Source organism: Rhodoglobus galactosidasius, from assembly GCF_054957775.1.
Genome location: NZ_JBQIAV010000003.1, coordinates 245683 through 266023, shown reverse-complemented (window position 1 = coordinate 266023; position 20341 = coordinate 245683). Strand labels below are relative to the sequence as shown.

The 20341-nt window shown below is 59.2% G+C and carries 19 protein-coding genes; 4 read left to right on the top strand and 15 right to left on the bottom strand.

All coding sequences use genetic code 11. The features are described from left to right. Window positions 1-51: 51 nt before the first annotated feature. Window positions 52-255 (top strand): hypothetical protein, encoded by a 204-nt coding sequence (locus ACTJJW_RS05520; protein ID WP_462643132.1) that lies wholly within the window; start codon window positions 52-54, stop codon window positions 253-255. Window positions 256-290: 35 nt separating this feature from the next. Further along, window positions 291-1265: a GTP-binding protein gene (locus ACTJJW_RS05515; RefSeq protein WP_462643131.1), complete on the top strand. Its 975-nt coding sequence runs from the start codon at window positions 291-293 to the stop codon at window positions 1263-1265. Window positions 1266-2151: 886 nt separating this feature from the next. Here the strand turns inward: ACTJJW_RS05515 and ACTJJW_RS05510 are convergent. From ACTJJW_RS05510 to ACTJJW_RS05470, 9 genes are all read right to left on the bottom strand, one after another. Then, the gene (locus tag ACTJJW_RS05510) at window positions 2152-2406 is read right to left on the bottom strand and encodes a transposase (protein WP_462643130.1); all 255 of its coding nucleotides are present in this window, start codon (window positions 2404-2406) and stop codon (window positions 2152-2154) included. A 3-nt stretch (window positions 2407-2409) separates the two neighbouring features. Beyond that, complete coding sequence (locus tag ACTJJW_RS05505; protein WP_462643129.1) at window positions 2410-3573, bottom strand: oxidoreductase; 1164 nt, start codon at window positions 3571-3573, stop codon at window positions 2410-2412. Between the two features lie 732 nt (window positions 3574-4305). Next, complete coding sequence (locus ACTJJW_RS05500; protein WP_462643128.1) at window positions 4306-4599, bottom strand: DUF1905 domain-containing protein; 294 nt, start codon at window positions 4597-4599, stop codon at window positions 4306-4308. A 34-nt stretch (window positions 4600-4633) separates the two neighbouring features. Next, window positions 4634-5488: an alpha/beta hydrolase gene (locus tag ACTJJW_RS05495; RefSeq protein ID WP_462643127.1), complete on the bottom strand. Its 855-nt coding sequence runs from the start codon at window positions 5486-5488 to the stop codon at window positions 4634-4636. A gap of 209 nt (window positions 5489-5697) precedes the next feature. Beyond that, window positions 5698-6249 (bottom strand): OsmC family protein, encoded by a 552-nt coding sequence (locus tag ACTJJW_RS05490; protein WP_462643126.1) that lies wholly within the window; start codon window positions 6247-6249, stop codon window positions 5698-5700. A 79-nt stretch (window positions 6250-6328) separates the two neighbouring features. Next, window positions 6329-7723, bottom strand: a complete 1395-nt coding sequence (locus tag ACTJJW_RS05485) for an MFS transporter (RefSeq protein ID WP_462643125.1) — start codon at window positions 7721-7723, stop codon at window positions 6329-6331. Between the two features lie 43 nt (window positions 7724-7766). Then, window positions 7767-8099 (bottom strand): glutamyl-tRNA amidotransferase, encoded by a 333-nt coding sequence (locus ACTJJW_RS05480; RefSeq protein ID WP_462643124.1) that lies wholly within the window; start codon window positions 8097-8099, stop codon window positions 7767-7769. Window positions 8100-8149: 50 nt separating this feature from the next. Beyond that, complete coding sequence (gene gatB / locus ACTJJW_RS05475; RefSeq protein WP_462643123.1) at window positions 8150-9667, bottom strand: Asp-tRNA(Asn)/Glu-tRNA(Gln) amidotransferase subunit GatB; 1518 nt, start codon at window positions 9665-9667, stop codon at window positions 8150-8152. After that, a complete protein-coding gene (locus ACTJJW_RS05470) occupies window positions 9660-10703 on the bottom strand; it encodes an EamA family transporter (protein ID WP_462643122.1) in 1044 nt (347 codons plus the stop codon). The genes gatB and ACTJJW_RS05470 overlap by 8 nt, the downstream gene beginning before the upstream one ends. Window positions 10704-10774: 71 nt before the next feature. On the opposite strand from ACTJJW_RS05470, the gene ACTJJW_RS05465 reads away from it, so the two are divergent. Then, complete coding sequence (locus ACTJJW_RS05465; protein WP_462643121.1) at window positions 10775-11332, top strand: CGNR zinc finger domain-containing protein; 558 nt, start codon at window positions 10775-10777, stop codon at window positions 11330-11332. 49 nt (window positions 11333-11381) lie between these two features. Here ACTJJW_RS05465 and gatA read toward each other — a convergent pair whose 3' ends face one another. The 6 genes from gatA to ACTJJW_RS05435 form a co-directional block, all read right to left on the bottom strand. Next, window positions 11382-12887, bottom strand: coding sequence for an Asp-tRNA(Asn)/Glu-tRNA(Gln) amidotransferase subunit GatA (gene gatA, locus ACTJJW_RS05460; protein ID WP_462643213.1), 1506 nt, complete (start codon window positions 12885-12887; stop codon window positions 11382-11384). 8 nt (window positions 12888-12895) lie between these two features. Then, entirely contained in the window at window positions 12896-13210 is a 315-nt protein-coding gene (gene gatC / locus ACTJJW_RS05455) for an Asp-tRNA(Asn)/Glu-tRNA(Gln) amidotransferase subunit GatC (protein ID WP_343924379.1), read from the bottom strand. A 166-nt stretch (window positions 13211-13376) separates the two neighbouring features. After that, window positions 13377-14735, bottom strand: coding sequence for an alpha/beta hydrolase (locus tag ACTJJW_RS05450; RefSeq protein ID WP_462643120.1), 1359 nt, complete (start codon window positions 14733-14735; stop codon window positions 13377-13379). Window positions 14736-14845: 110 nt separating this feature from the next. Beyond that, the gene (gene ligA / locus ACTJJW_RS05445; RefSeq protein ID WP_462643119.1) at window positions 14846-17173 is read right to left on the bottom strand and encodes an NAD-dependent DNA ligase LigA; all 2328 of its coding nucleotides are present in this window, start codon (window positions 17171-17173) and stop codon (window positions 14846-14848) included. Window positions 17174-17240: 67 nt separating this feature from the next. Further along, complete coding sequence (gene mnmA, locus ACTJJW_RS05440; protein ID WP_462643118.1) at window positions 17241-18398, bottom strand: tRNA 2-thiouridine(34) synthase MnmA; 1158 nt, start codon at window positions 18396-18398, stop codon at window positions 17241-17243. A gap of 139 nt (window positions 18399-18537) precedes the next feature. Beyond that, on the bottom strand, window positions 18538-19728 hold the full coding sequence (locus ACTJJW_RS05435; RefSeq protein WP_462643117.1) for a cysteine desulfurase family protein: 1191 nt from the start codon (window positions 19726-19728) through the stop codon (window positions 18538-18540). Window positions 19729-19844: 116 nt separating this feature from the next. On the opposite strand from ACTJJW_RS05435, the gene ybaK reads away from it, so the two are divergent. Beyond that, complete coding sequence (gene ybaK / locus ACTJJW_RS05430; RefSeq protein WP_462643116.1) at window positions 19845-20333, top strand: Cys-tRNA(Pro) deacylase; 489 nt, start codon at window positions 19845-19847, stop codon at window positions 20331-20333. The last annotated feature ends 8 nt before the right edge of the window (window positions 20334-20341 follow it).

The window sequence follows — 20341 nt, the reverse complement described above, 5'->3', positions numbered from 1 at the left end:
GCGAACGCCACGCAGGATGAAAAAGCGTTTCAACGGAACGCTCAGTCCGCGATGATGAAGAGGATCCTTGGCGCCTACGGCATCGCGATCCGGGAGCTTTCGTCTGGCGATACTTTTCTGCTCACTAACCGCACGGGCGGCTCAACCATCGTGGCGGGCATCCGTCATGTCTGGGCAGGTGCGGCCAAGTTGATTGGCACGGAGATCAATGTGCTGGACAACGGAATTCTCTTGTCGCTCGAGGAAAGTAATTGAAGGCGACAAGCTCCCTAACTCGTCCACTCATCATCGTGACGGGAGATTTGGGATCGGGGAAGACGTCTGGACTTCCTTTTCTCGCTGAACAATTGGGATCGGAAAAGCCTTACTTCATAGTGAACGAAGTTGGAGCTTCCGACAGATTCGTTGGAGCATTCGGCATTCCCTCGTCCCGCCTAACTCTTATCCCTGGCGGCTGCGTTTGTTGCGAAAAACAGGAAGAGCTCATCGCCTTGCTTAACGTGCTTGTCGAGCGCCCTCAGAGTGAATTTGACTCACTGATTCTAGAAACATCTGGGCTTGCAGATCCTGCCACCATTCTTCAGCTCGTAAGTTCGCACCCAAAACTGACTCATCAGCTAAAAATAAAGTCACTTGTCTATTTCCTAGATGCCGGTTCCGATCGCGAGGCGGGGCATCTACGAACTCAGGACCTCAAATCACTAGCGGTGGCAGACGTGTGTGTCATTGCCAAGACAGACATGCTCCCACAAGAGGGACGTGATGCGTTTGTAGAAGCGGTGGCCACTGCGAACCCTACAGTCGACATCTACCAACAACGGAGAGAAAGCGACACCGTGATCGTCGGTATTATTGGCAAAGGGGCGATGGGGCAGTCAACAGGATCGCCTCAGAAAGTCATGATTGGTCATGCGGGAGTATCTGACCACGCACACGCCGAGGTACTGAATTTCGAATTACCGTTTGGAACGAGTTGGCTCGCGTTGAGCACGTGGCTCATCGCTCTTCTGGAGGCTAAAAACAGAGGAATACTCCGTGTTAAGGCGGCAATTCCTGTCAGCCGCGGTTGGGTATCCATAAACGGCGTTGGCCCAATGGTGTTCCCTCCCGACAGCGTGGACTTCGCGCACGGTGACGAGCGCCCCCTCGGGACGCTCGTCGTCATTGGTTACGGTCTGTCGCAGGTTCAGATAGTGCGGTCGCTGAAAGCTTTTGTGTCCGGCAGCATCAGAGCAACGAACATGGAGACCAAAGAAGTCAGCTAGGGCGTGTCTCATAAATGTGCGCTCCATATGTGATGACTGCGTGGAGGACGGCGGCGGCGCGGTAGGTGAGTGCGGGTTTGTCATATCGGGTGGTGAGGCCCCGCCATTGCTTGAGGTCGCAGAATCCGCGTTTGATGACGTTGCGACCGCGCTAGTCAACGGCATCGAACTCTGGTGGTCTGCCGCAGCGTGACCCGCGCCTGTTTCGGTGCCCGGTCCGGTCTGGTTCGGGGTCTGCCGCCGGCGGCCACGAGTGAGCCCATATATAGCTAGGATCGGGCGGCTGTCCAGTGGGCGCGTCACCTCGTTGGTCAACGCTTCATCACCAGGCTGACATGTAAGGGCGAGTCTTTCACTGATCGGCGCTGACGGAGCCCGCATCGAGCGAGGCATCGGTCGCGCTATCCAGTCTAAGCGGGCACTGCAGCCCCATGTTGAGATGGGTTCTCGAGTGTTGCAATGCGAAGCTCAGTGCGCGATCACTTCTTGAATCTGTACGTTTGGCGTTGCCACCGCTGGGCACCCTAGTGTGGCACTATCGTCAGATTGCTCCGGAAGTCTAGTGGCCGCCAGCGGGCACTCTTTCATAGCTGCCGACACGTCCCGCTTGAGCCAGCGTTAGCACCACCACGGGAGTACGGCTGTTGCCGTCGACGAGGTAGGGGATCTTCGTCAATAGGTCCCCACCGGAGTGACCAACCGCGTGATCAGAGGGCTCGACGCCCTGATTTGTGCAATTCGATGAAGCCCCGCGAGACGAGTCACCTTCGTGGCGTGCTGATGAGCGCGGGCAATCGTGGAATCCACCGACAACGACCAATCGAATTTGCCTGCCTCATCTGCTATGGCGAGGAGTCGCTCCAGCACGGCACCCCAAGTTCCGTCCCTAGCGCTCCGGTGATGCTAGGTCACACCGTCTGCCACGGCCCGAATACGCAGGCAGATCCCGCCACGCGATACCGCACCGATACCGATAGATGATGCCCTCCACCACCGCTCGCGCATCCGAGAACGGGCGACCCTGCCGCCCAGTCCGGGACGGAAGCAGATCAGAAATCAACGCCCACTGAGCATCCGACAAAACCTGAAACCGAGAAATACCCCTAGAGTCCAGCTCGCACCTTAGACTTTTGTCAGGCACGTCCTAGCTCTTCAGCTCCCAATCCTTCACATCAGCGAGCGGGGCCAGCTGATCATGGGCCAAGTCCGAACTGATTTGCTCTCCGGCGAGGACACGTTGTGGCCAATTTCGGTTGGCAAGGGCTGGTTTTCCAAGCGCAATCATGTCGGCTGATCCTGAACGAAGGAGTTCAGCAGCATCATTCGGATTATCAAGATTTCCGTTTGCAATGACAGCAAGACCTGAATGCCGTTTTGCCAAGGAGGCCAGCGGCTCTGCGCCACCAACGAATGCCGGCGCGTCTGCTCGGTACTCAGCGGTGTGGATGAAATCGATTCCAGTGTTTCCCAAAGTCTCAAAAATTACCTGGGCCTCATCAGAGGCGCCTGCCCATCGGTGGTCATTGTCGCTCACCTTGGCTTGTGAAATTCGAATACCGACGGCCATGTCATCACCGACTGCTGCTTTAATGTCCTCGCAGACTTCTCGAACAAATCGAACACGATTTTCGGGAGAACCACCGTACTGGTCCGTGCGCACGTTGAGATAATCCGTAAGAAACTCGTCGAGGAGATACCCATTTGCGCCGTGAATTTCTACGCCGTCAAAACCAGCCGCTTTGGCGTATACGGCTGAGGAGACAAAGGCGCGTCTGACATCAGCCATCTGGGCGCGAGAAATTTCAGCAGGGAGCTTATAGCGCCCCTTGCCTCGGTACATCGCGAGTTGGTCACCCTTGGGCATGATCGCCGATGGCCCGATTGTGGTTTGTTCGTAGCGGTTGCCCTGTGATTGAGAGCCCGCATGCATGAGTTGCGCAAACATAAGCGCACCATAGTCGTGGACTGCTTCAATGATGGGTTTCCACGAATCAGAGTGGCGTGTGGTGGCCATACCCGGCTGGAAGGTGTAGCCCTGACTGTGTTCAGTGTCGGTGTAGAGTCCCTCGGTTGTCAGCAGCCCGAATCCACCATCAGCAAATACTTCGTAGTACGATTGCATCCGCGAATTCGCGTCCCCCGCCTCATCGGCGCTGATCCTTGTCATGGGCGCCAGAGATATCCGGTTCTTAATTTCCTTGGGGCCAATGCGAATTTTGCTGAAGAGAGCAGAGTGAGTGTCGCTCGCGAGCGGCAATATTTTCTCTGCGATGAAGCCGGAACTTGATTCGTCATTTGAGGGGCACATGTACGAAACATACTCAGTCGATGAGTGACAAGTCAAGGGAATAGTCTCAAAATTTATATAAAATAATATTTACCAATATGGGAACAAATCGATAGAGAATGCGACACTTGGTGGCTCAAAGCGGCACCGGCCTAGTCCCTTGGGAAATTTTCGTTGATACCCTTTTTTCTGTTCGGCGGCATCAGTTCTTAACCCCAGGACTGCCCCCATATTCCGATTCAGCGCGGCAGGAAAATCTGTTGTCTGATCCCAATCGAACAACAGGTGTTTAACAACAAACGCCGCGGTCTCAAAAAACTGGAAACCACGGCGTTTGCCTTGAAACGTGTGTGTCTAAACGGACGCGAGGATCTGGTCGACATCGCGACTAGGCCGAATCGGCACCATGGCGGCATCGATCTCGGCACGACCCAAGAGGTCGCTCATGCGGCGCTAACGCGTCTTCGGAATTATTATGACGACCGTTCAACGCTTTCCCGCATGGCCCTTACGTCCCGAAAGGGTCATGCAAGTTTCGTATCCGTCACGGCATCGACCTGAAAAACAAGGTCGATGTCATTCGCCTCGAAGCTGTCATCTGCAAGTTCATTAGCGAGCCCCCAGCCACGGAATGTAGCCATCCTCCCCGACACAGATTCGCCGTAGTGCCTGACGTCAAGATGCTCGTAGTCATGGCACTCATTATTGGCGCCCGGCCCGCCTAGTCAGCCATCGTCACGGCTGAGGCTGCCGCTAGCGGCCCGCAGACAGGCTGAACGTCGCGTTGCCCGGCTCGATACCCTCTGCACGGCGCACCGCAGCCTTCACCGGCAACGAAAAACCGTCGCGGCTGCTGCTGGGAAAGATTGAGGTGCTCCACGTTGAGCCGCCGATCGTCACCACCACCGCGACTGAACCGAAGCCACGTGGTGGTGTGGGCACATCGCGAACGCCGGCGCCAACATCCGGCGGCACCGGCAGAAAGAACACATTCGGCTTGACATCCCACTCCATCAGCGCTGAACTGAACTCAAACGACGACTTCATAGCCCCGAGGGTAGCCCGGCTCGCTCGTGTAGTTCTACTGCTCGAGCGACACGAGAAACGCGGTGGTGGAGTCGAAAGCCGAACGCGCGTCTTCGAGGTCTAGGTGGAACTGGTACTCATGTGGCAACTGCGCGGTGTGGTCAGCAGGATAGAAGACGGGAGTAGTTTCAACGCCGAGTTCGTCTAGCCGCTCAGCAAATACGCGCGACTGCGATGCCGTAAGCGGATCCGCGTTGCCACCCGAAATCCAGGTGCGCGGGAAGTCAACGGTGACATCGTCAATCACGGATATTTGTTCACCACCGGGGTGGTCGGACCAGTCCTTGTCCCCGATGTATGCCCACAGCGCGATACGAAATCCCCACCCACTAATTCCGGGCACATTCGGAATCTCGCTAACATCATAAATACCACAGTTGAGCACAAGACCCGCCAACTGGTCGGCGGTGATGCTCGGCGACAGCCCGACAGTGCTCGCGTACTTCGGGCTAGTAATCACGGTCGCGAGTTGCGCACTCAACTGCGAGCCCGCCGAATCCCCGGCAAAAACAATCCGATCGGGGTCGATGCGCGGGCGGTCCGCGTTTTCCACCAAATATCCTAGCGCATCATTGAGTTCGTTCAGCGCGGTCGGATACACAGCCTCCGGGGCAACTGTGTAATTAACCGCGACAACCGTGAACCCTTCAGCCGCTAGGTTGCGCGCGTACGGCGTGATATTTGACTTGTCGCCCGAGATCCACGCACCGCCGTGAACCCACACGACAGTAGTCAGAGGCCCGGTGGTTCCGGACGGAGAGAACACGTCGAGTGATGTGTTCTCTGCCGAGTCGCCGTACACCTCATCACGTGTCTCGGTAATGGGAACATCAGTCGCGTGACGCTGCATCTCTTCGGTTGTCTTCTCGGCCTCCGACTCAAAGAGCGCCCGAATCAGCAGCGCTGCCGACCAAGGGCTTAAGGTCCAGACCAGTGCCGCAATGAGACCGGCGGCCAGGGCTCCCAGGCGATGATGCTCGCTCGACGGTAAATCTACGGTCGATGCTGCTGTGCTCGGCTCATATCTCCAGCCTAGCGGCGCTACCGTCGCCGGAAATGCTAGCCCTTGACGACCTGAGTGGTGATGGGAGTGGGGTTTGCGAACAGGTCGAGTACGGGGCAATGTGCGTCAACAGCGTCGCGGAGTTCATCGTAGCGCTCCTGGGTTTCTGGACCCGTGATTGTGGTGTTCAGGCGAATCGCACTGAAGCCATTGCGAACGCTCTCGTCAATGCCGAACAGACCACGAACATCGAGGTCACCTTCAGCGACAACGGAAATGTCATCAACACGGATGTCGAGAGCCTGCGCATAGAGACGGAAGACGACAACCTGGCACGCGATCAACGCGCCAAGCGCAATCTCGACAGGGCTTGCTGCCACGTCGTCGCCCGCGAGGCCCTCTGGCTCGTCGATACGGAAGACATGCTTGCCTGCCTTCAGAACGGTGCCAACGGAGCCTTCTCCTTCGCCGGTGACCTCGTAGGTGAGGTCCGCGGATGCGGGCTTGGCTGCGATTCGCGAGTTCCAGGCTTGGCCTGCAGCGGTCAAGCGGCTAGCGCGCTCTGCGACGAGATCGATGGTCGAGGTTTCGTTAGTGAGAAGTGTCATGCGGCGACGGTAATCGCATTCCGCAAGACGCGTTCGAGTGTGACGTAACAGCCCGACACACTTCTTAACATTTCGCGGGTTAGCGTACTTCCACTCGCACGCGCGCAGCAATCATAATGGCGCTGAGAGCAAACAGAGTGGCGAGGGCAAGCGCCGCGACGAAGCCTGCGCCATTCTCGAGCCCGCCGAACGCGGTGAAGACAAGACCGCCGAATGCGATCGCGATGGCGCCGCCCGCGGCATCCCCAATCGACAGCGCAGCACTATTGAACCCTTGATCACGACCGGTGGAGTGCGCAAGTACGAGCGTTGAGATCCGCGGATAGGTTATGCCCATTCCGGCACCCGCCACCAGCCACCCTGCCGCCGCGACCCACACGGAGAGCGAGAAGTAGGCGGTGACGAACTGGGTAGCGATTCCGATGCTCAGCAGCAGTGCGCCAAGCCCGACGACCTTCTCGTGCGCGACGTCATCGCTCAACCGACCCTGCAACGCCGAACCTACGGCCCACGAGACAGCCCCAACAGTCAGGATGAGCCCGGCAAGCCACGGGGGAAGCCCATAGCGCTCGTTGAGCAGATACGGGAGATAGACCTCCGTCGAAAAGAATGCAGCAGCGAACAACCCACGAAGCACAATCGTGGCGGGGAGTCCTCGACGAAAAGTGAGCGCTCCGGTAGGGAGCAACGGCCGCAGGGCAATAATAGCGATCACGAACGCTCCGAGAGCTAGTGGCCAGGCGAAAACTCCCGCGCTCTCTCCGCCCAAACTGATCCCCATAACCGCCAGCGCCACCACCAGAGCCCAGGCAATCGCCCCACGACCCGAAGTTTGTTCTGTGGCTAGTACCGGCTGGTGCAACAAGAGACGCAGCGCCGGAAGAATCGTGCCAGCTGCGCCAGCAACCAAAACTACGACGCCAAAGAACACCCAGTGCCAACTCACCTGCTCGGCAACGACGCCAGCCAGCGGCGGCCCAATCAACGAGGGCAGAACCCACGCTGACGCGAAAAGTCCGAAGATTTTTGGATGCAGAACTGACGGATACAGTCGCGCAACCACCACATAGAGCGCAACGATGAGTGCGCCAGAACCGAGCCCCTGCAAAAACCGCCCAACAATGAAAATGCCCATCGTGTCGGCGAAACCCGCGACAAGAAGACCGACGGTGAAGACCGCCATGGCCGCGATCAGGGGTCGGGCGGGGCCTGTGCGGTCAGACCACCGACCGGCCAATACCATCCCAATTACACTCGCAGCCAAGGTGCTTGAGAACGCGACCGAGTAGAGGGACTGACCATCGAGATCGCGACTAATCGTCGGCATGATCGTTGTCACCGCGAGCGTCTCGAAGGCGCCCAAGAAAATGAGCGCAAACGCACCAATTGTGGTCCACACCAGTTGTGGAGCGATGATGCTCACCGGAGCGGATTCGGCGCCAGTTGGTGCGCCTACTGGGGTCTTGCCGGTCATGTGGATTGTGCTTAGCAGCTAGGTATCTTAGCGAGCCGCGTAGCTAGGAAATCTCGATCATGGTGCCTTGACCGAGCTCTTCAGCATCGGCATCCGTGATCATGGCAAATACGCCAGTAGGGATGCCCGGAAGATTCGCCACGCGATTTGCGATACCCGTAAGAGTCGCTTCATCTGCACCCGTGATCACGATGACATACGCGTCGTTGAAAATATCGCCCTCTTCGACAACAAAAATATCGCCAGCTTCATCGAGTTCAGTCGTGAACTCAACCAGAGACTCAATCCACGGGAAACGAGTCTCGCCCTCTGCCGCATTGGTATCGGGCGTGAGGGGAACATGGACTTCAACAACGAGTGCAGCAGATTCAGACATGACACCAACGGTACTGCCTACAACTGACGCTCGAGCAGTGCCGAGCCCATTTATTCGGCTGCGGCTCGCTCCAAGACAAGCTCGCGCACGCGAGCTGCATCAGCCTGCCCCTTCATCGCCTTCATGACAGCGCCAATGACAGCGCCAGCGGCCTGCACCTTGCCATCGCGAATCTTCGCGAGAACGTCGGGCTGAGCAGCGAGCGCTTCGTCGATGGCGGCAATGAGCGGGCCGTCATCCGACACCAACTTCACACCGCGGCTTTCGACAACGTCAGCCGGTGATCCCTCGCCGGCGATAACACCCTCGAGAACTTGGCGCGCCAAGCTGTCGTTGAGAACACCGTCATCGATAAGAGAAACGAGAGCTGCAACATCCACTGGGCTAATCAAAGAACTCGGGTCTGCACCCTGAATATTGGCAAGACGAGCAATCTCGCCCGTCCACCACTTGCGAGCCTGAGCGGCCGTGGTTCCGGCCTCAATAGTTGCCTCAATCTCGCTGAACAGCCCCGCGTTGTTTACATCGCGGAACTCAAGATCAGTGAAGCCCCACGCCGCCTGAAGACGGCGACGACGCTCAGCGGGAGGCTCAGGAAGTGCCGCACGCAACTCTTCAATCAGCTCGACTGAAGGCTCAACGGGCAGCAGATCGGGCTCGGGGAAGTAACGGTAGTCATCAGCGTCGCTCTTAGGTCGACCAGCGCTCGTGACACCGGTGTCTTCGTGCCAGTGACGCGTCTCCTGAGTGATCGTGCCACCCTTGTGCAAAATGGCCGCCTGGCGCTGAATTTCGTAGCGAACCGCGCGCTCAACACTGCGCATCGAGTTGACGTTCTTGGTTTCGGTGCGCGTGCCCAACTTGCCTGAACCACGCGTGCTCAACGAAATGTTGGCGTCGCAACGCAGGTTTCCGCGCTCCATACGAGCTTCAGAGATGCCGAGCGAACGAACGATGTCGCGAATAGCCGACACATACGCCTTGCCGACCTCGGGAGCATCCGCCTCGGTGCCCGTAATCATATGCGTGACGATTTCAACCAGCGGAACACCAGCACGGTTGTAATCAACGAGAGAATACTCAGCACCCTGGATGCGACCGGTTGCGCCACCAACGTGGGTGAGCTTGCCGGCGTCTTCTTCCATATGTGCGCGCTCGATCGGGATCGTGATCGTTCGGCCACTCTCCAGCTCGATGTCGACCGAGCCCTCGAACGCAATCGGCTCATCAAACTGGCTGATCTGGTAGTTCTTCGCCAGGTCAGGGTAGAAGTAGTTCTTGCGGGCGAACCGCGAACTGGGCGCAATCTCACAACCGAGTGCGAGGCCCAGCGAGATCGAATACTTGATGGCCTCTTCGTTGACAACAGGCAAACTGCCAGGAAGGCCAAGATCCACAGGAGTGATCATGGTATTCGGCTCGGCATGCTCTGCGCCCGACGCTGCCGGGTTCGGCGCATCCGAGAACATCTTGGTCTGGGTGTTCAACTCAACGTGCACCTCGAAACCGAGCACCGGCTCAAATAGTTCGAGAGCTTTGTCGTAGTCCATCAATTCAGCTTTAGCCACCCGACGATTGTACGTGGCGCAGCGGCACCGTATCGGTACCCGGTTCGAGCGGCGCGGATGCCGGCGCCAAAATTGGCTCATCATCATCACTCGGGAAGGCCTCAGCCTCAATAGTGAAGTCGCCAATCTCCTCAGATCGCTCGGATCGAACGAAAGCGATTCCTGCCAGAATCAGCGCTCCCCCAATGAACTGCGTCACCGACAGGTTCTCCCCAAGCAGAAGCCACGCGTAGATCGCGGCAGTAACAACCTCGAGCAATCCGACGAATGATGCGAGTCGGGAACCGAGCATCTCGCTAGCCATGATGCTCGTCGAATACGCGATACCAGTCGCGACGATACCCACGATGAGCAGCGGAACCCACCACGGAGCCACAAAACCGAGCACCGCGACATCCACCATCGGCATGCTGAACGGAACGAGACCGACCAACCCAACAAGCCCCAGGAGGATTCCGCCGATCAGTAATCCGGCGGAAGCAAGCGCGACCGTGGGAAGACCCTCGCTGGTGCGCGCCGCAACGACGTAGTACACAGCGGCACCAATCGCAGCGCTGGCACCGAAGAGTATCCCGATGGGGTCAAGCGCTCCCGAACCCTCGGGAGACACGACGAGGATGAGGCCGCCGAGCGCTACGACCGACCCAATCAGAACGACCGGTTTGGGCACACGGCGAGTGGTTGCCCACGCAAACGCGACGAGCAGCAATGGCGCCATGTATTCGAGGAGAATCGCGATACCGACCGGGATGCGCTCGACAGCCGCGAAATAGACGAGCTGAGTGGCTGAGACTCCAACGATGGCCATGAGAAGGATGCGGCTGCGGGCGTACCAGAGTGCGATCCAGCGACCTTTTAGGGCGACAATCGCGAAGGGTGCGAGCACCGTTCCGCCGATGAGTACGCGCAGCGTCACTGCGGCAGCGGGGCTCCAACCGGCTTCGAGCACCGGCTTAATGAGCGCTCCGGAGAGGCCAAAGCTGGCTGCGGCGATTAGCGCGATGAGCATTCCGAGTGTCGTGGTTGAGCGTTTCATGGGTGACTGCTTTGAACGAGATTGACGAGTATTTCTGCTGACGCTAGTCTCGAATCAAATAAGGAGTCAAATTGCATTTTGCCCCTGACACCGTTGAGAGTCTTGAGTTCGCCGTAGCGCTCGGAAACAGTCACCTACTCGCAAGCCGCAGTGGTCTCGACGAGCTCTCAACCAGTGACGATGTTTACGCCCTCATCAGACGATTCCGCTACACCGGGCGCGTCGACCGAGACGACACCGAACTTGCCGAAGTGCGGCTCGTACGCGAACGAATTCGTGGCGTCTGGAAACTCACCAGAGACGACGCGGCAACCGAAATCAATGCCATGCTTGCCGAAGCAAACGCACTACCGTTCCTGGCGCGTCACGACGACATCGACTGGCATCTGCACGCCAACTCCCCTGACGCTCCCCTAGCCGAACGCATTCAAGCCGAACTCGGACTCGCACTCGTCGACGTCGTGAGATCTGACGCCATGTGGCGACTTCGCCGGTGCGAAGCGCCCGACTGCGAAGGACTCATGGCCGACCTCTCCCGCAACGGATCACGCAGATTCTGCAGCATCCGATGTGGAAACCGGATGAACCAAATCGCCCATCGAGAACGGCAAGCCGCGGACGACGAGTAGCTATCGACCGGTGGCGGTCGATCAGAAGTGGTCGGCCAGCAACAGCGCTCTAGCCGAGCAACGGAACCTGGCTGGGCAATGTGTGACCCCACTGCTGTTCAAGCAGACGCTCCAACGTTGCGCCGAGCTCATAGAGACGGGCATCAGCGCGGGCCGGGGCCATGATCTGGAAACCGGTCGGCAGACCATCCTCGGGTGCGAGCCCCATCGGAAGCCCCATGCCGGGGATGCCCGCAAGGTTCGCCGGGATCGTGGTGACGTCGTTGAGGTACATCGCCATCGGGTCTTCGAGCTTCTCCCCGAGCGTGAATGCGGTGGTCGGCGCTGACGGCGATACGAGCACGTCTGCTTTCTCAAAAGCTGCCGCGAAGTCACGCTGGATGAGCGTGCGCACCTTCTGAGCGCTGCCGTAGTACGCGTCGTAGTAGCCAGCACTAAGCGCGTAGGTGCCGAGGATGATGCGGCGCTTGACCTCGGGACCGAAACCGGCCTCGCGAGTAGCCGCCATCACGTCTTCGACGGTTCCGCCGCCCTCTGGTGTAACGCGGAGTCCGAAACGAACCGAGTCGAACTTGGCGAGGTTGCTCGATGCTTCGGCGGGAAGGATGAGGTAATACGCCTCGACGGCATATTCGAAGTGCGGAGCATCCACTTCAACGATCTCTGCACCAAACTCGGTGAGCAACTGCAGCGCTTCGTGGAAACGCTGCGACACACCAGCCTGGAAGCCGGGGCTGTCGAGCTGTTTGATAACGCCGACGCGCAAGCCCTTAAGGCTTTCTGCTGCGGCACCAGCACGTGCCGCTGCAGCAAACGATGGCCACTGCTCATTGAGCGAGGTGGAGTCGCGCGGGTCGTGACCGCCAATCACATCGTGCAGCAACGCCGAGTCAAGAACGGTCCGCGATACGGGGCCCACCTGGTCGAGCGACGACGCTAAGGCGATCGCGCCGTAGCGAGAAACTCCACCGTAGGTGGGCTTCACGCCAACTGAACCGGTGAGGGATGCTGGCTGGCGAATCGATCCGCCCGTGTCAGATCCGAGAGCAAGCGGGGCTTCAAATGCGGAGACCGCAGCAGCCGAACCGCCACCAGATCCGCCGGGGATGCGGTCGAGATCCCACGGGTTCTTCGTCGGGCCGTAAGCGGAGTGCTCAGTCGACGACCCCATGGCGAACTCATCCATGTTGGTCTTGCCGAGCGGAATCAAACCGGCCGCACGCAACTTCGCAACGGGGGTGGCGTCGTAGGGCGGAACCCAACCTTCAAGAATCTTGGACCCTGCTGTGGTGGGCATGTCGATCGTGCAGAGCACATCTTTGACAGCGATAGGCACACCGGCGAGTTTGCCGAGCGACTCCCCTGCTGCGCGGCGCTCATCGATGCGCTTGGCGTTGGCCAGAGCATCCGACGACACGTGCAAGAAAGCGTTTACCTTACCGTCGACCGCAGCAATGCGGTCGAGGTGCGCCTGGGTTGCTTCGACCGACGAGACCTCACCCGAGCTCAGCTTGCTGGCCAAGTCGGATGCCGACATGCGGGTGAGTTCGTTCATGTCTGCCATTACTGCTCTTCTCCCAGAATCGCGCTGACCGCAAAACGTGAACCATCGTGCTCGGGTGCCCCTGCCAGTGCCTGCTCTGTGGTAAGCGTGACGCCAGGCACATCAGCACGGAACACGTTGCTGAGCGGAATCGGATGACTCGTTGCGGGAACGTCATCGGTGGCGACTTCACTGACCTTGGCCACGGAGTCGACGATTGCGCCGAGCTCGCCAGTGAGCTTCTCGATTTCGTCTGCGGTGAGAGCGATGCGCGCGAGCGAAGCCAAGTGTGTGACTACTTCGCTAGTGATCGCACCGGGATTGGTGTCAGTCATGGAGCTCCGAAGATGGGATTCAGACAGGGAACCGTATAAGTGTATTCGGCTTAGCAAGTAGCAAGGAGCGACAGCGCGAGGGCATCAATGCTCACGGCCGTATTGCTGAAAACCACAACCAGCTGAGAGCTGTCTCGATTTACGCGGTGAGCCGTGCGTGAGCCCATTAGCCCTGTCGAGGCGTAGCGAACGCTAGCGCGCGCGGAACGAGCGGCGCGCCCTCGGGAATCACGAGGTCACCTCGGCCGATGCCGAGCAGCGCGAAGTTGCGCATTGCCTCGCTACCCGGCGTGAAGTACTCGTTGTGGCCGACGGAACCGGTCAAGGGTTGCTTCATGATGACGTCGAAACCACCACTCACGCTCAACGATTTCGCACCAAAGCTTGCTGATCCCGGATCTGGACCAAAGTATGAGCTGTTGGGGATGGGGTCCCATGCGGCTTCACCCACAAAGACGTTGCCATCGCGCACATTAAGGTCATCCACCGACTTAGCAGGGCTGCCGGGCGAACCGACCAGGGCGAGGGCGTCAACTTGGAAGCTGTATTCAGACAGCGCCATCAGCGCCGCCGTCGAGCCATACGAGTGGGCGACGATCGAAACGTAGGGCTGATCGGCGTCTCGCTGCGCCTGCAGACCCAAGATTGCCCCGGCAAGCGAATCGCGACCTTGGTTCGCATTGTCGATGGCGCCGACGTTGGTGAGGTTGGGCGTGTCATAGCCAATCCACGCCACTGTTGCGACCGATTGATTCTGGACGAACACAGACTGTGAGTCAAAGTAATCGAGCCAAACCTGCTGCTGGCTGTACAAGTCATTGGCTGCATCGACCCAATACGACATCTGGTTTTCGATCGTAAAGAACATGCCGGGCACGAGGAAGCTAACGAAGTCGGCATCGCTCAGGTCGCCAAGCACGATTGCAGCACGTCCCTGCCCGGCAACGTTGAGAGTCGCGAGGGTTCGCTGCGGTTCGGCGCTATCGTAGACGAGGGCGCCGGAAATTGACGACAGCATGTTCAATTGCTGATAAGCATTTTGTCGCACAGCCCGCCCGGCATCCGAATCGATCAGTGTGGTGAGTTCAGACATCGTCTGGCTCAACATCGTGCGGTTGCTCGTATCGCGAACCGCGTATGGCACACCTTCGAGGTTTCCCACCAATTTGGGAGATGCCATCTCGAGTGCGGTTTGACGGTCCACTTCGAGGTCTCCCCACCAGAGCGCAACCTCTAGGGCTGGAGGCTGTTCAGCAAGGACTTGATCAACCGCTGCCGGGCGAGCCTCAAAGTAGCGAGAGATGTTTCCTGCAGGAATTCGTGAGAGTGTCGACAGCGTTTGCGCTCCAAAGGATGCTGAGGCAGCGAATACTCCTGCCCCACGGTCAATAACGGGGCCAACAAAAGCGGGCGGTGCGTCGCTTGTCACGATGGATTGAATCGTTGTAGAGGGCATCGCTACGACCTCGGTGGCGGGCAGGCCGGCAACCGAGGTGGCTATAACAACTGCGATTTCTAACAGCAACGTCGGGCATTCCCCTCACGAGCGTTGGGCGCACGCTACCACCGCATACGAACACGATTGGGCAAGCCTACCCCGTTCGGGGGTGAACTCTCCGCTTTGCTCTGCGTCGACTACTCGTCGAGAGCTGAAGTCCCCTCATCCAGCAGCCGTGCGAATTGTGCTGCGTCAAGGATTCGGATCCCCAATTCTTCCGCTTTCGTAAGCTTGGAGCCAGCACCGGGACCCGCAGCCACATAATCGGTCTTTTTGCTCACACTTGATGCTGCTTTTGCCCCCGCAGCAATAATCGCCTCTTGGGCCCCCTCCCGCGTGAAGCCCTCAAGACTGCCGGTCGCCACAATAGTGAGCCCTGCCAGCAGCCCCTCGTTCGACTGCGCAGCTCCTGGACCGGGGTGACCGGGTGTCGACCACTGAACACCAGAGTCAGCCCAGCGAGCAACGATCTCCTGATGCCAATCGACCTCGAACCAGTCGCCAACCGAGTCGGCAATGATTTGACCCACCCCGTCTACAGCGGCAAGTTGCTCACGAGCAGCCAAGCGAATGGCGTCAAGCGAACCAAAATAGTCAGCAAGGGCACGTGCTGCCACGGGGCCGACATGGCGGATGCTGAGGCTCACCAAGAGACGCCACAGCGGTTTGGTTTTCGCCTCCTGCAAATTAGCGATGAGCTTTATCGCATTGCTCGAGGGAACGGCATCCGTGTCGCCGGCGAACTCGGCGGCCTCGGGGTCGAACGCAGGATCTGCAGAGGCACCAGTAGTCTTGCGCGCGCGACGGAAGGGCGTGATCGTGCGCTCACTGTCGTCGTCATTGGTGACGACCTCGCCGGTGTCTGAGTCACGCACGGCAACAACGATGGGGAATAGGTCTTCAACAGTCAGGTCGAACAGCGCTGCTTCGTTGACGAGCGGAGGCACTTTTGGGTATCTGGGCTGAGTCAGCGCTCGCGCAACGACCTCGCCAAGAACCTCGATATCGAGGCCACCCCTGCTGCCTGCATGCTCGATGCGGCCGCGAACCTGGGCAGGACAACTGCGCGCGTTCGGGCAGCGAAGATCGATGTCGCCCTCTTTCATGGCGCGAAGCGGCGTGCCGCACTCTGGGCAGTTCGTCGGCATCACAAACGCGTATTCGCTGCCATCGCGTAGCTCTTCAACCGGGCCGAGAATTTCTGGAATCACGTCGCCCGCTTTGCGCAGCACGACGGTGTCTCCGATCAGCACACCCTTGCGCTTGACGACATCCTGATTGTGCAGGGTCGCTTGGCGCACGACTGATCCGGCAACAAGTGCCGGTTCCATTACCGCGTAGGGAGTGGCCCGCCCCGTGCGCCCGATACCGACCACGATGTCGAGAAGCTTGGTGTTGACCTGCTCTGGCGGGTACTTGTAGGCGATCGCCCATCGTGGGGCACGCGAGGTCGCCCCGAGTTCGTCGTGAAGGGCCAGCTCATCGACCTTAATGACGATGCCGTCGATCTCATGCTCAACGCTGTTGCGGTGCTCGCCGTAGTAGCGGATGAAGTCGGCAGCTTCCTTGCCGGAATCGACGACCCTGAAATGGGTACTTGTTGACAACCCCCACGTCGCTAGTACGCCATAGATCTCGCTCTGGCTGCGAATGGGCTCCTGCCTGGCGCGACTGCCGTCCCACGCCCCAATGCCATGCACGAGCATCCGCAACGATGACAAACGGCGACGCATGTGGGTGAGCTTTTCTTCTGATTTGCCCTCAGACTTTTGACGAAGCGAGCCCGCCGCAGCATTGCGTGGGTTCGCGAAGACCTTCTCGCCAATGCGCGTCTGCTCGGCATTGAGTTCGCGGAATAGTTCGAGCGGGATAAAGACCTCTCCCCGAACTTCAACGATGGGCGGATGACCGGTGCCCGCCAAACGGTGCGGGATCCCCTCAACGCGCACGACATTCTCTGTCACGTCTTCCCCAACGCGACCGTCACCACGGGTAGCTGCGCTCACGAGCACACCATCGATGTAGCGCAGGTTAATCGCGAGACCATCAATCTTGAGCTCACACAAGAAATCGATGTGACGGGCAGAGTCACGCTGAACCTTGGCCGCCCACTCAGCGAACTCGTCAAGCGAAAACACATTATCGAGACTCAGCATGCGCTCGACGTGCTCTACTGGGTCAAAAAGTGCTGCCGCTCGGCCGCCAACGCGCTGGGTAGGGCTGTCTTGACTCTGCAGTTCCGGATGCTCAAGCTCTAGTTGCTCGAGCTGCTTAATCAGCTGATCGTATTCGGCATCGTCGACGAGAACTTCGTCGCGTACGTAGTAGGCATCGCGGAGCTCAACGATTCGCGTAGTGAGCGCATCAACCTCGTCACGCGCTGCAGCAAGAGTCGGATCGGTGGTCTCAACGACCTGCTCGTCAGACTCGCTTACTGAACCGGTTTTCTCGGTGTTGTTGGCCACTAGTCAAGTGTAAACAGCGCCTACGACGAAAGCTGCGCCCCGCCGAAATCAGAAGCAATTGCGCAGACTAAACCTGTGCTGGAACTGCAGAAACTGTGCGCGCAATCGTGCACTGCCCAAGAACCCGCGTGCCGACATAGAGCACCGCAGTCTGGCCGGGTGCCACGCCATTGAGCGGTTCGTTGGGATTGACCACAAGCTCGGGGCCCGTCTCGATGCCATCGGCGTCTACGGCCGACGCATCTATTCGAGCGACAGCGGGCATCGGGTCAGAGTGAGCACGCACCTGGACGTGGCACTCAAAACTTTCGCCGGGTTCAGTAATGATACCGGAAGCGAGGGGGTCGAGACCCGCCCACGAGAACTTCGTGCCCGCAACTTCTGAGAGTGCGAGAGCCTCACGTGGCCCGACAACGACCTCGTTGGTCTTGGGTCGGATCTCTAACACGAAACGGGGCTTGCCATCATCGGTCGGGTACCCGACGTTCAGGCCCTTGCGCTGACCAATCGTAAAGGCCAATGCTCCTTCGTGCTTGCCGAGAACTTCACCCGATCGGCCCAGAATTTCGCCCTGCTCGGCGCCCACTTTGTCGGCAAGCCACCCGCGAGTGTTGCCATCAGGGATAAAGCAGATGTCGTGCGAATCCGGCTTGTTGGCTACGGAGAAGCCTCGCTCGGCCGCTTCGGCGCGGATCTCAGCCTTCGACGGAGTCGCGCCTAGGGGGAACATGCTGTGCGCAAGCTGCTCGGTAGTGAGCACACCCAAGACGTAGGACTGGTCTTTCGCCCATGCGGCTGCGCGGTGGAGCTCACGATTTCCCTGCTCATCGTCAACGATGTTGGCGTAGTGGCCGGTGGCAACCGCGTCGAAACCGAGCGCAACAGCCTTCTCGAGAAGTGCCGCAAACTTGATGCGCTCATTGCAGCGCATACACGGGTTGGGCGTGCGCCCCGCCGAGTACTCGGCAATGAAGTCATCGACAACATCGAGCTTGAAACGCTCCGAAAAGTCCCACACGTAGTACGGGATGCCAATGATATTGGCCGCCCGCTGCGCATCCATCGAATCTTCAATGGTGCAACAACCGCGAGCGCCCGTGCGCAGTGTGCCGGGCTGCCTGCTGAGCGCCAAATGCACTCCAACAACCTCGTGCCCTGCCTCGACTGCCCGCGCGGCAGCAACTGCGGAGTCCACTCCGCCACTCATCGCCGCTAAAACCTTCATACATCCAGTGTACGAGACGAGTTGCTGGGCAAGTTCTTACTGCGGGATGTCGGTGAACGCCTCCTCGACGGCGGCACGTTGGCGTTCGACGGCATTCAGTCGCTCAAGCAGTGCTCGGTTGGTCGCACTAGTGGCTGCGCTAAGCGCCGGGATAATGACCGAGAATGGTGTCCCGGCTCGAGTACCCTGCAGCGGTTGCCTGCTCAACCGCTCGCGGAAGTGCCTCAACGAACTGCGCGATCTCCTCTGCAGTTGTCGTCTCCCCCAGCGAGATCCTGAGCGCGCCCCGCGCCGTCGGCTCGTCAAGACCCATCGCGAGCAGCACATGGCTTGCCTCGGGAACTCCCGCTTGGCACGCCGAGCCCGTCGAGACGCTGAACCCGGCAACATCGAGCAAAAACAACAACGAATCGCCCTCGCAGCCCGGGAACGTGAAGTGCACATTGCCTGGCAGCCTGTCGTCGGAGTCCCCACGAAGAACCGCCTCAGGAACCGCCACACGCACGCCAGAGATCAGTGAGTCTCGCAGCTCGACCAGACGCTGAGCGCTGTCGGCCAAACCCTGAGTCGCCTCGCGCGCCGCGACAGCAAACGCCACCGCACCGGGAGCATCCAGCGTTCCCGAACGTGCCCGCTGCTGGCTGCCACCGTGGATCAATGGCGTTACCGTCGCCGAACGCGCAATCAGGAGAGCCCCGACTCCGACCGGTCCCCCGATCTTGTGAGCTGACACACTCAGCGCCGCAACACCAGCAGCATGAAAATCGAGCGGCACATAGCCCAAAGCCGACACAGCATCCACGTGCACCGGAACGCCATGTACTGCAGCGAGCGCCGAAATCTCAGAAACCGGTTGCAGGGTTCCTACCTCGTTATTGGCCCAGAGCATCGTGACAAGGGCGACGTCATCCGCGAGCGCATCCCGCACGTAATCAACGTCGACGCGGCCGAAGCTGTTGACAGGGATCCAGTCGAGCACTGCGCCATCGTGCTCGTGCATCCATTCCACAGCGTCAATCGTGGCGTGATGTTCAGCTCGTGCAACCAAAATTCTTGGGCGGGCAACCGTGCCTGAGTTTCGGGCCCAGAACAGGCCCTTAATCGCGAGGTTGATGGCCTCAGTTCCCCCGGAGGTGAACGTGACCTCAACGGAATCCGCGCCCAGACTTGCCGCAACAATTTCGCGCGCTTCCTCAAGCATCCGCTTTGCGGACTGCCCCTGAGAATGAATCGACGACGGATTGCCCACAACAGGAAGGGCCGCAGCGAAAGCCTCGACCACGGTGGGACGCATCGGCGTCGTGGCCGCATGATCCAAATAGATAGTCACAGTAACTCCGCTACTCCTGCAAGCACTCCCATTGGATGCTCGCGTGTCATTACTCTAGATTGCATGCACCCTCACTTCGACCTGATCACATCGCTGACAGCTGCCGGTGAGTGCTGATGGCGCTCGGCACCCCCGCAACAGTTGCGCTCGACGCTCTCGGAATCGCATTCACCCCGCACCCCTACGAGCGCAGCTCGAGCGCCGCCGAGTTTGGCCGTGAGGCGGCTACCGAACTTGGCATCGAACCCGAGCGAGTATTCAAGACCCTGATGACATCCGTCGACGATGAACTTGTCGTCGCCGTTGTTCCTGTCTCGGGAAAACTCGATCTCAAAGCGCTCGCCACCGCCGTCGATGGCAAGAAGGGCATGATGGCTGACCCGGCCGTAGCCCAACGCCGCACCGGCTATGTTGTTGGCGGCATTAGCCCGATCGGGCAGAGAACTGCCCACCGCACCGTTCTCGACGAAACCGCCGAACTCTTTGACACGGTTTTTGTCAGTGGCGGAAAGCGCGGATTCGATATCGAACTTGCCCCCAGCGACCTCGTACGGGCGACCGGGGCAACAATCGCGGCTATCGCACGCGACAGCCTCAGCCAATGACCGGAGCT

Bases quoted from the DNA above. Each gene is read 5' to 3' on its own strand.
- ACTJJW_RS05495 (WP_462643127.1), bottom strand. From the start codon at position 5,488: ATGCAGCGTCACGCGACTGATGTTCCCATTACCGAGACACGTGATGAG.
- ybaK (WP_462643116.1), top strand. From the start codon at position 19,845: ATGGCGCTCGGCACCCCCGCAACAGTTGCGCTCGACGCTCTCGGAATC.
- mnmA (WP_462643118.1), bottom strand. From the start codon at position 18,398: ATGAAGGTTTTAGCGGCGATGAGTGGCGGAGTGGACTCCGCAGTTGCT.
- gatA (WP_462643213.1), bottom strand. From the start codon at position 12,887: ATGAACGAACTCACCCGCATGTCGGCATCCGACTTGGCCAGCAAGCTG.
- gatC (WP_343924379.1), bottom strand. From the start codon at position 13,210: ATGACTGACACCAATCCCGGTGCGATCACTAGCGAAGTAGTCACACAC.
- ACTJJW_RS05490 (WP_462643126.1), bottom strand. From the start codon at position 6,249: ATGACACTTCTCACTAACGAAACCTCGACCATCGATCTCGTCGCAGAG.
- ACTJJW_RS05520 (WP_462643132.1), top strand. From the start codon at position 52: ATGATGAAGAGGATCCTTGGCGCCTACGGCATCGCGATCCGGGAGCTT.
- ACTJJW_RS05500 (WP_462643128.1), bottom strand. From the start codon at position 4,599: ATGAAGTCGTCGTTTGAGTTCAGTTCAGCGCTGATGGAGTGGGATGTC.
- ACTJJW_RS05485 (WP_462643125.1), bottom strand. From the start codon at position 7,723: ATGACCGGCAAGACCCCAGTAGGCGCACCAACTGGCGCCGAATCCGCT.
- ACTJJW_RS05480 (WP_462643124.1), bottom strand. From the start codon at position 8,099: ATGTCTGAATCTGCTGCACTCGTTGTTGAAGTCCATGTTCCCCTCACG.
- ACTJJW_RS05470 (WP_462643122.1), bottom strand. From the start codon at position 10,703: ATGAAACGCTCAACCACGACACTCGGAATGCTCATCGCGCTAATCGCC.
- ACTJJW_RS05505 (WP_462643129.1), bottom strand. From the start codon at position 3,573: ATGTGCCCCTCAAATGACGAATCAAGTTCCGGCTTCATCGCAGAGAAA.